The following is a 324-nucleotide window of genomic DNA, read 5'->3' on the forward strand; positions in this document are numbered from 1 at the left end:
GCCATCGAAGCGGATCGCGTTGACCTGCTTGGTTTCGCCCAGGGCCACGGCGTCGACGTCGGTGTCGTTGTCCAGCACGTTGCCGGTGGCATCCTGCCCTGGCGTGCCGTTGTTGGTGCCACCGGCTTCGATGGCGGTGGCGGCGTCACTGGTCGCAACAGGGGTGTCGTTGCGGCCGTGGATGATGACGGTGAAGGTGGCGGTGACGATTTTGCCGTTGCCATCGCTGACGCTGTACTGGAACACCTCCGTCAGTTGGTCGGCATCGGTGCGCAGGGCCTGAACCGCAGCGTTGCTGTTGTCCACCACGTAGCGGTAGTTGCC

1 protein-coding gene is annotated in these 324 nt (G+C 64.5%); it reads right to left on the reverse strand.

Going from position 1 to position 324, the window contains the following annotated elements; genetic code table 11:
* Positions 1-324, reverse strand: a 324-nt coding sequence (locus tag MFF34_RS27830) for a VCBS domain-containing protein (protein ID WP_238217811.1), incomplete at both ends; no start/stop codon positions are given.

Source organism: Pseudomonas sp. PAGU 2196 (genome assembly GCF_022179005.1).
Taxonomy (GTDB): Bacteria; Pseudomonadota; Gammaproteobacteria; order Pseudomonadales; family Pseudomonadaceae; genus Aquipseudomonas; species Aquipseudomonas kermanshahensis.